The 8,055-nt window shown below is 70.3% G+C and carries 9 protein-coding genes; 2 read left to right on the top strand and 7 right to left on the bottom strand.

The window, feature by feature from the left end; all coding sequences use genetic code 11:
• Positions 1-138 precede the first annotated feature (138 nt).
• The 4 genes from rpmF to ACFWH5_RS08560 all read right to left on the bottom strand — a co-directional run bounded on the left by rpmF (position 139) and on the right by ACFWH5_RS08560 (position 3,694).
• Positions 139-348: a 50S ribosomal protein L32 gene (gene rpmF, locus ACFWH5_RS08575; RefSeq protein ID WP_050721097.1), complete on the bottom strand. Its 210-nt coding sequence runs from the start codon at positions 346-348 to the stop codon at positions 139-141.
• 2 nt (positions 349-350) lie between these two features.
• Positions 351-899 carry a YceD family protein gene (locus tag ACFWH5_RS08570; protein WP_378833992.1) on the bottom strand — a complete coding sequence of 183 codons (549 nt, stop codon included), beginning with the start codon at positions 897-899 and terminating at the stop codon, positions 351-353.
• A gap of 60 nt (positions 900-959) precedes the next feature.
• The gene (gene coaD, locus ACFWH5_RS08565) at positions 960-1,457 is read right to left on the bottom strand and encodes a pantetheine-phosphate adenylyltransferase (RefSeq protein ID WP_378833990.1); all 498 of its coding nucleotides are present in this window, start codon (positions 1,455-1,457) and stop codon (positions 960-962) included.
• 65 nt (positions 1,458-1,522) lie between these two features.
• A complete protein-coding gene (locus tag ACFWH5_RS08560) occupies positions 1,523-3,694 on the bottom strand; it encodes an ATP-dependent DNA helicase RecG (RefSeq protein WP_378833989.1) in 2,172 nt (723 codons plus the stop codon).
• A 67-nt stretch (positions 3,695-3,761) separates the two neighbouring features.
• Between ACFWH5_RS08560 and rsmD the strand changes: the two genes are divergently transcribed.
• Entirely contained in the window at positions 3,762-4,325 is a 564-nt protein-coding gene (gene rsmD, locus ACFWH5_RS08555; protein WP_378833987.1) for a 16S rRNA (guanine(966)-N(2))-methyltransferase RsmD, read from the top strand.
• A 62-nt stretch (positions 4,326-4,387) separates the two neighbouring features.
• Here rsmD and thiL read toward each other — a convergent pair whose 3' ends face one another.
• Positions 4,388-5,395, bottom strand: a complete 1,008-nt coding sequence (thiL, locus tag ACFWH5_RS08550; RefSeq protein ID WP_378833985.1) for a thiamine-phosphate kinase — start codon at positions 5,393-5,395, stop codon at positions 4,388-4,390.
• A 22-nt stretch (positions 5,396-5,417) separates the two neighbouring features.
• Between thiL and ACFWH5_RS08545 the strand changes: the two genes are divergently transcribed.
• Positions 5,418-5,903, top strand: coding sequence for a DUF3515 family protein (locus ACFWH5_RS08545; RefSeq protein ID WP_378833982.1), 486 nt, complete (start codon positions 5,418-5,420; stop codon positions 5,901-5,903).
• Between the two features lie 23 nt (positions 5,904-5,926).
• On the opposite strand, the gene ACFWH5_RS08540 is transcribed toward ACFWH5_RS08545, so the two are convergent.
• Positions 5,927-7,024: a D-alanine--D-alanine ligase family protein gene (locus tag ACFWH5_RS08540; RefSeq protein WP_378833980.1), complete on the bottom strand. Its 1,098-nt coding sequence runs from the start codon at positions 7,022-7,024 to the stop codon at positions 5,927-5,929.
• Positions 6,930-8,051: an NAD(P)H-dependent glycerol-3-phosphate dehydrogenase gene (locus ACFWH5_RS08535; protein ID WP_378833977.1), complete on the bottom strand. Its 1,122-nt coding sequence runs from the start codon at positions 8,049-8,051 to the stop codon at positions 6,930-6,932. Before ACFWH5_RS08535 ends, ACFWH5_RS08540 begins: the two co-directional genes overlap by 95 nt.
• Positions 8,052-8,055: the final 4 nt, after the last annotated feature.

Raw genomic sequence — 8,055 nt, 5'->3', positions numbered from 1 at the left:
TTGTGGGGGCTGCCGCCTTGCTCTTTGGATTCGGCGCTTGGGTTCATCCCAGTTTCGACAAGCTCGGCGTCTATTCCCCCCCCCCGCTTCTCAAGGAGAGGCCTCTCCCCCTCGGGGACCTCCGCCACGATCGTCAGATCAGACGTCGGCGACCTTGCGGCCCTTGTACTCGAGGAACAGCTCGGTGCCCTGCGAGTCGGTGACGACCTTGGCCTGGTGCGGGCGGCTGTAGACGACCTTGCCGTTCTCGACGGTCTTCACCAGGGCGGGAGCCTCAGCCTTCCACTGCGCACGGCGCGAGCGGGTGTTCGAACGGGAGACCTTGCGCTTCGGGGGGTTACCAGCCATGACTAGCTCTCTTCTTTCTCGGCGGAGCGGCTACCTGCCGCGCCGTCCTGGTCTGTGATCTGTCGGAGCGCACTCCATCGAGGATCGATGGGAGCGGTGCTCTCTGATCCGGCGCTTCCGGTCAGCTTCTCGCCCGTTCTCGGGTCGAGACCCGGGCAGTCCGGCTGACACACCGGCTGAAATGGAAGCGACAGCACGATCGCATCCCTGACCAGATTTTCAAGATCCACGTGGTCGTCTTGAACTTCGAAGTCAGTTTCTTCCTCTCCAGGATACGCGAAAAGCTCCTGGAACTCGACTTCGAGAGGCGCGGAGATGTCCGTGAGGCATCGTCCGCACACGCCGGTGTAGTCGGCGAAGGCGGTTCCCGATGCCAGGATGCCCTCGTGCACCGATTCCAGGCGGACGTCGAGCTCCACCGTCTCGCCCGCCTCGACGGTGACGATTCCCTCGCCCCATCTGTCGGCGAGTTCGACGTCGAGCTGATGCTCGCGCATCTCACCCGGTTTGCGCACGATGTCGCGGACGGGGAGGACGAAGGGGCCGTTCACTCGGGATTTCACCCCGCCCATGCTACCGGCCCGCGGGCGGAGCGGGGCCGGTGGGTGCGCTCAAAGACCCCGCGCGCCGGTGTCGAGGAACGACGCGACCACCGGCGGCACGAACGGCGAGACATCGCCGCCGAGCGCGGCGACCTGGCGCACCAGCGAGCTGGACACCATGGCGTGCGCGGGGTCGGGCAGCAGGAAGACGGTCTCGATGTCGGCGAGGTGACGGTTCACGATGGCCATCGGCGACTCGTACGCGACGTCGACCTGCGACCGGATGCCCTTGACGAGCACACCGGCGTCGACATCCCGCGCGTAGTCGACGAGCAGTCCCATGCTCCACGAGCCGACGATGATGTGACCCTCCACCCCCGCCTCGGAGATCGACTGCTCGAGCAGGCTCATCCGCTGCGCGATGGGCAGCATGGCCTGCTTGCCGGGGTTGTGCACGACGAGCACGTGCAGCTCGTCGTACAGGCGCGCTGCCCGCTCGATGACATCGAGATGTCCGAGCGTGGGCGGGTCGAAGGAGCCAGGGACGACGGCGATCCGGCTGTTCATGCTCACAGCCTAGGGCACCGCATCCTCTGCGCCCGCTGAGCGCCGGGGCCGCCGCGACCCGCCGTTCAGTTCTTGCCCAAGGCCGCGCGATCTTCGTCGGTCACGCGACGGTCGATCGTCGCTCTCAGCCCCGGATGCCGCTCCAATGTCGGATCCTCCGCGAGGATGCCGGCGGCGATCTCCCTGGCGCGGGCGATGAGCCCGGCGTCCTTGACCACGCGGAGAAGCCTCAGCGAGGATCTCACTCCCGACTGCGAGGCGCCGAGCACGTCACCCTCGCCGCGCAGCTCGAGATCGACCTCGGCGAGCTCGAACCCGTCCAACGTGGCGGCGACCGCCTCCACCCGGTCGCGGGCCGGCGAGCCCGGCTCGGCCTCGGTGACCAGCAGACACAGCCCCGCATGCTGGCCCCGTCCCACGCGTCCACGCAGCTGGTGCAGCTGAGAGACGCCGAAGCGGTCGGCATCGAGGATGATCATGGTCGACGCGTTCGGCACGTCGACACCCACCTCGATGACCGTCGTCGCGATGAGCAGGTCGATCTCGCCGCGCGCGAAGGCCTGCATCACGGCATCCTTCTGCTCGGCGGGCATCTTGCCGTGCAGCACAGCCCTGCGCACCTGCGAGAGCCGGGGATGGGTCGCGAGGGCCTCGTCGAGCTGCACCACGCCCCAGCGGGGACCGCGCCCCTCCGCGTCCGGCGGCGGGGCGTCGCCGGCCTCGACGGAATCCTTGCTGGTGTCGATCGCCGCGCACACCGCGAACACCTGACGTCCGCCGGCGATCTCCTCGGCGGCGCGCTCCCAGACCCGCTGCCACCAGTACGGATGCTCCGAGAGCGGAGCGACGTGAGACTGGATCCCCGCGCGCCCCGCCGGCATGGAGCGGATCACCGAGGTGTCCAGGTCGCCGAACACCGTCATGGCCACGGTGCGCGGGATCGGGGTGGCCGTCAGCACCAGGGCGTGCGGCGCGGTGCCCTTCGCCCGGAGCGCCTCACGCTGTTCCACGCCGAAACGGTGCTGCTCGTCGACCACGACCAGCGCGAGGTCGGCGAAGGTCGTCTTGTCGGCGAGCAGCGCGTGTGTGCCGATGACGATGAGCGCCTGGCCAGCAGCCACGCGAAGCGCCGCCTTGCGCCGCTCCGGGGCGCTCATCTGGCCGGTGAGGAGTGTGGGCATCAGCTCGGGGGCGAGCTGGGGACCGAGCATCTTGGTGATCGAGCGCAGATGCTGCCCGGCGAGCACCTCCGTCGGAGCGATCAGCGCCGCCTGCCCTCCCGACTCGGCGACCTGCAGCATCGCACGCAACGCCACGAGGGTCTTCCCGGAGCCGACCTCGCCCTGCACCAGGCGATTCATCGGGCGGTCCGCGGCCAGATCGACGGCGATCTGCGCGCCGACCGCCTGCTGATCCGGCGTGAGGGCGAACGGCAGTGTGCTGTCGAAGCGCTCCAGCAGTCCGTCGGATGCCGCGCTGCGCGGGGTGGCGGTGAGGGCGCGCACCTGCTCGCGCTGCTGAAGCAGCGCTGCCTGCAGGGTGAGCGCCTCGTGCACGCGCAGCGTGCGCACGGCGGGATCGATGTCGCTTCGCTGTCTCGGCCGGTGGATGCCTTCGAGCGCAGCCCTCGCCGTGAGAAGCCCTTCGGCGACGCGCAGCGGTTCCGGCAGTGGATCGGGCACCTCGCCCAGGTCGTCGAGCACCCTGACCACCATCTTGGCGATCTGCCAGCTCTGCACCGCGGAGGTCGCGGGGTAGATCGGAATCGGCACGTTCCTGCGGGCGTCGGCGCGACGCTGGGCGGCGTCGACGTCGTCGAACAGCTCGTACTGCGGATGGGCGAACTGCACCGTCTCCCTGAACATGCCGACCTTGCCCGAGAACACGCCGCGGCGACCCACGGCGAGCTCCTTCTGCCGCCACTCGGCCTGCCCGGCTTTCTTCGCGAAGAAGGTGAGGCTCATCCTTCCGACGCCGTCGCCGATGACGACCTCGAGCATGGCGCCCGGCTTGTTGCGCATGCGTCGCACGTTCGAGGAGAGCACTTCGGCCACGATCGTGACGGTCTCGCCGATGGGAAGGTCGCGGATGGGGGTCAGCTCGCCCGGGTCGGCGTAGCGCCGCGGGTAGTGACCGAGCAGGTCGGCGACGGTCGTCATCCCGAAGGCCCGCTCCAGCGTGCGTGCCGAGGTCGCGTCGAGCGCCGTGCTCAGCGGGGTGTGGAGCTCGAAGGGCATGAGACGAGTCTAGGGATCGGCGCCGACGCCGCCGGGTCGCCCCCGCGTGGTGTCGTATCGTGAACGGGTGACGAGGATCATCGCCGGAGCGGCCCGCGGCATCCGCCTCGATGTGCCCGGTGCCGGCACCCGTCCCACCAGCGATCGGGTGCGCGAGTCCGTCTTCGGGGCGCTGGAGTCAATGGATGCCATCGACTCCGCGCGCGTGCTCGACCTGTATGCGGGCAGCGGCGCGCTCGGGCTCGAGGCGTGGAGCCGCGGAGCGGCATCGGTCGAGCTGGTCGAGCGATCGCGGCCGGCGGCGATGGTGGCGGGCCGCAATGCGACGGCCGTCGCGAAGGCGCTCGGCGGGGCAACCGCGTCGAAGGTGCATCAGAGCGCCGTGCGCGCGTTCCTCGCGCGGGCCTCCGCCGGCTACGACCTGGTGTTCACCGACCCGCCGTACGACCTCGACGACGCCGCCATGACCTCGGACCTCGTCGCGCTGTCGCCGCTGCTGTCGGCGGATGCGGTCGTCGTCATCGAGCGCGCCCGCCGATCCACCGCCCCAGACCTGGATGCGGCCGGTCTCGCGCTGCTGCGCCACAAGGAGTATGGCGACACCGCCGTCTGGTGGGCAGAGCCCGTCTGATCCCGCCGATCGGTGCTCATCCTGCACGGCGCGGAGAGCACGCCGGCGCTGCACCGGGCGACTCAGCCCGCCGTCGCGTCCCAGTCCCGGTACGGATCCCATCCCGCGTCGGCGATCGGGTCACCGTCGACCAGCACCCCGGCGACGCCCCGCTCCGTCACGACGCCGAGAGCCCGGAATCCGGGTGGAAGCACCCCTGCGGGGAATGTCGCGAGCAGCCCGTGATCCTCCCCGCCCGCGACGCCGCGTGCACGATCGCCTGCGAAGACCAGTGCGTCCAGCGCGCTGCCGTCGAGCGCCAGCGTCACCCCCGAAGCATCCGCCATGCGAGCGGCGTCGAGGCCGAGCCCGTCGGAGACGTCCATCATCGCGGTGGCACCGGCCGCCGCGGCCACGGGCCCCAGCCCGATGGGCGGCGTGGGGCGCAGCTGTGCCTGCAGTGCCTGCAGTTGACGCGCATCGAGGGCGCTGCGGTCGACCGGCACCGGGCGGTCCCCGTCGCGGAACCGGCCGAACAGCACACTCAGTCCGGCTGCCGCCGCGCCCAGCTCACCCGCCAGCGCGATCACGTCGCCCTGACGTGCGCCGGACCGCGTCACGGCTCGGCGACCGCCCAGATCGCCGAGCGCGGTCACCGCGATCGTCAGCACATCCGACACCGTGAGATCCCCGCCCACCACGGCGCATCCCGGCGACAGCGCCGCGCAGGCGTCGCGGAGCCCATCCGCCATCGCCGTGACGAACGACAGCCGCGTATCGCGCGGCACGGCGAGGGCGACCAGCAGCGCCGTCGGCGCCGCGCCCATCGCGGCGATGTCCGCGAGGTTCACGGCGGCGGACTTCCAGCCGAGGTCGTAGCCACTCGACCAGGCGAGGCGGAAGTCGGGTCCGTGCACGAGGGTGTCGGTGGTGGCGACCACCGACCCGGATGCCGCGGCGATGACGGCCGCATCGTCTCCGGGACCGACGATCGCCTGCGCTGCCGGTTCCGTGCGCGACAGGATCGCGCGCAGCACCCTGCCCTCCGAGATGTCACCGATGAGCGGATCGTCGCCGGGATGGGATGCCATCCGACAACGGTAGCCTGGAACCATGCTCCGCCGTCTCGCCGCCCTGGTCGGCGCGGTGACGCTGCTGGCCCTCACCGGGTGCGCCGGCACCGTCCATCTCGAACCCGCTCCCGACGCGAACGATCCGCTCTGCGCCGAGGTCACCGTGCGCCTTCCCGACGCTGTCGCCGATCAGGACCGTCGCTGGACCGACGCCCAGTCGACCGGGGCGTTCGGCGATCCGACCGCCGTTCTCATCGCGTGCGGCGTCGCCGTGCCGGGGCCGACCAGTGAGCTGCAGTGCATCACGCTCGAGGGCATCGACTGGCTGGTCGACGACTCGCAGGCGCCGGGGATGCGCATGACGACCTATGGCCGTGATCCCGCCGTGCAGGTGTTCGTCGACACCGAGCGGGTCAGCGCGAACGCGGCGCTGTCCGACCCGTCGCTCGTCTCCGCCGTGCGATTGATCCCCGCCGAGCGCTCCTGCACCGCACCGGACCAGCTGCCTGAGGACCTGCAGGGCTGAGTCCCTGTCACCGCGCGATCGGTTCAGCTCCGGTGGCCCTGCAGCCCCGCCTCGATCAGCTCGGTGATCAGCTCGCTGTACGACATACCCGACGCGATCCAGCACTTCGGGAACATCGAGATCGGCGTGAAGCCGGGCATCGTGTTCAGCTCGTTGACGACCAGCTCACCGCTGGGCGTGACGAAGAAATCGACACGCGCGAGGCCCTTGCCGTCCACAGCCTCGAACGCGCGCACCGCGCTGTCCTGCAGCCGTGCGATCAGCTCGTCGTCGAGGTCGGCGGGGCACACGATGTCGACACCGTCGCCACCGAGGTATTTGCCCTCGAAGTCGTAGAAGCTGCGCGAGGTGAGCACCACCTCGCCGGGCAGCGACGCCCTGGCACGGTCGCCACGGCGGCCGGCGAGCACACCGACCTCGATCTCGCGCCCCGCGACCCCGGATTCGACGAGCACCTTGTCGTCCTCGGCGAAGGCGACCCGCAGCGCCTCGTCCAGCCCCGCTCCCCCCTCGACACGGGACACGCCCACGCTCGATCCCGCGCTGGCAGGCTTCACGAACACCACGGCGCCCAGCTCCGCCACGGCGCGGCGGACGCTCTCCGGATCGGCGTCCCACTGCGCGCTGCGCACGGTGATCCCGGGCGACACGGGGATGCCGGCGGCGCGCAGCGCCAGCTTCGTGAAGTGCTTGTCGAGGCACACCGCGGAGTCGAGGATGCCGCCCCCCGCGTAGGGCACCTCGATGACGTCGAGGAACCCCTGAATCGCGCCGTCCTCGCCGTGCAGTCCGTGCAGCAGCGGCAGCACCGCGTCGACCTCGCCGAGGTCGACGGTCGAGCCGTCCGGTGCGACGACTCGCAGCATCCGATCCCCTGCCGGCTCCGGCCACCGCACCCGAGTGCCGTTGTCGATCACCTCGGGCAGGCGCTCGGCGTCGAGAGCGAACTTGGTGGGGTCGTCCTCTTCGAGGACGAAGGCGCCGTCGCGGGTGATTCCCACGGGGATCACGGCGTAGCGGTCGCGGTCAATCGCCGCCAGCACTCCGCCCGCCGTTGCGGAGCTGATCGAATGCTCGCTGGAACGCCCGCCGAAGAGGACCACCACCGTCTGCCTGTCCATGATTCGTTCTCTCCTCTTGGGGGGTGTCGTCGTCGGTGGTCAGGTGGGGGGCGATGTCACGGGGATCCATCTTCCCGTCCAGCACCATCTTCACTTGCTCGACGATGGGCATGTCGACCTCGGCCTCCCGGGCGAGCTGCAGGATCGGGGCGACCGAGGCGAGTCCCTCGGCGGTCTGCTGCATCTGCTTCACCACATCCTGGAAGCTGTACCCCTGGCCGAGCAGACGCCCCGCGGTGTTGTTGCGGCTCAGCGGCGACTGGCAGGTGGCGATGAGGTCGCCGAGGCCGGCGAGTCCCTGCAGCGTCTCGGGCCGCGCACCGTTCGCGACCGCGAAGTCGGTCATCTCGACCAGGCCGCGTGTGATGATCGACGCCTTCGTGTTCTCGCCGTAGCCGACGCCGTCGACGATGCCGATCGCCACCGCGATGAGGTTCTTCAGCACGCCGCCGAACTCGGTGCCGATCACGTCGGTGTTCACGAACGAGCGGAAGTACCGGTTGCGGGCGGTGCGAGCGACCGTGTCCGCGGTGTCCTGGCTGCGCGACGCGATCACGGCAGCGGTGGGCTGCTCGCGCGCGATCTCCAGCGCCAGGTTCGGTCCGGAGGCGACCGCGATCCGAGCCGGATCGCAGCGGAGTTCCTGCTCGATCACCTGGCTCATCCGCAGTCCACTGGCGCGCTCGACGCCCTTCATCAGGCTGACGATCGGTGCCTCGGAGCCCTCGAGCAGCGGACGCAGCGCCGTGAGGTTCTCACGCAGCGTCTGGCTCGGCACCGAGAGATAGATCTGGGCGGCGCCGTCCAGTGCCCGTGGCAGCTCATGCGTGGCATCCATGGAGCGCGGCAGATTCACGCCGGGCAGGTACCGGGAGTTGCGCTTGGCCTCGGTGATCTCGTGGGCGAGCTCGGGGCGACGAGCCCACATCGTCACGTGCGCGCCGCCGTCGGCGAGGATCTTCCCGAACGTGGTGCCCCAGCTGCCCGCGCCGATCACGGCGACCCTCGGACCGGTGGGGGTCGGCATCCGC

Source organism: Microbacterium sp. NPDC058345 (genome assembly GCF_042723855.1).
In the GTDB taxonomy this organism is placed as follows: domain Bacteria; phylum Actinomycetota; class Actinomycetes; order Actinomycetales; family Microbacteriaceae; genus Microbacterium.
This window is presented reverse-complemented; position numbering and strand designations above follow the sequence as displayed.

What these genes read in the sequence shown, in the direction of transcription:
- rpmF (WP_050721097.1), bottom strand. Translation starts at nt 348, where the DNA reads ATGGCTGGTAACCCCCCGAAGCGCAAGGTCTCCCGTTCGAACACCCGC.
- coaD (WP_378833990.1), bottom strand. Translation starts at nt 1,457, where the DNA reads ATGAACAGCCGGATCGCCGTCGTCCCTGGCTCCTTCGACCCGCCCACG.
- ACFWH5_RS08560 (WP_378833989.1), bottom strand. Translation starts at nt 3,694, where the DNA reads ATGCCCTTCGAGCTCCACACCCCGCTGAGCACGGCGCTCGACGCGACC.
- thiL (WP_378833985.1), bottom strand. Translation starts at nt 5,395, where the DNA reads ATGGCATCCCATCCCGGCGACGATCCGCTCATCGGTGACATCTCGGAG.
- ACFWH5_RS08545 (WP_378833982.1), top strand. Translation starts at nt 5,418, where the DNA reads ATGCTCCGCCGTCTCGCCGCCCTGGTCGGCGCGGTGACGCTGCTGGCC.
- ACFWH5_RS08540 (WP_378833980.1), bottom strand. Translation starts at nt 7,024, where the DNA reads ATGGACAGGCAGACGGTGGTGGTCCTCTTCGGCGGGCGTTCCAGCGAG.
- ACFWH5_RS08535 (WP_378833977.1), bottom strand. Translation starts at nt 8,051, where the DNA reads ATGCCGACCCCCACCGGTCCGAGGGTCGCCGTGATCGGCGCGGGCAGC.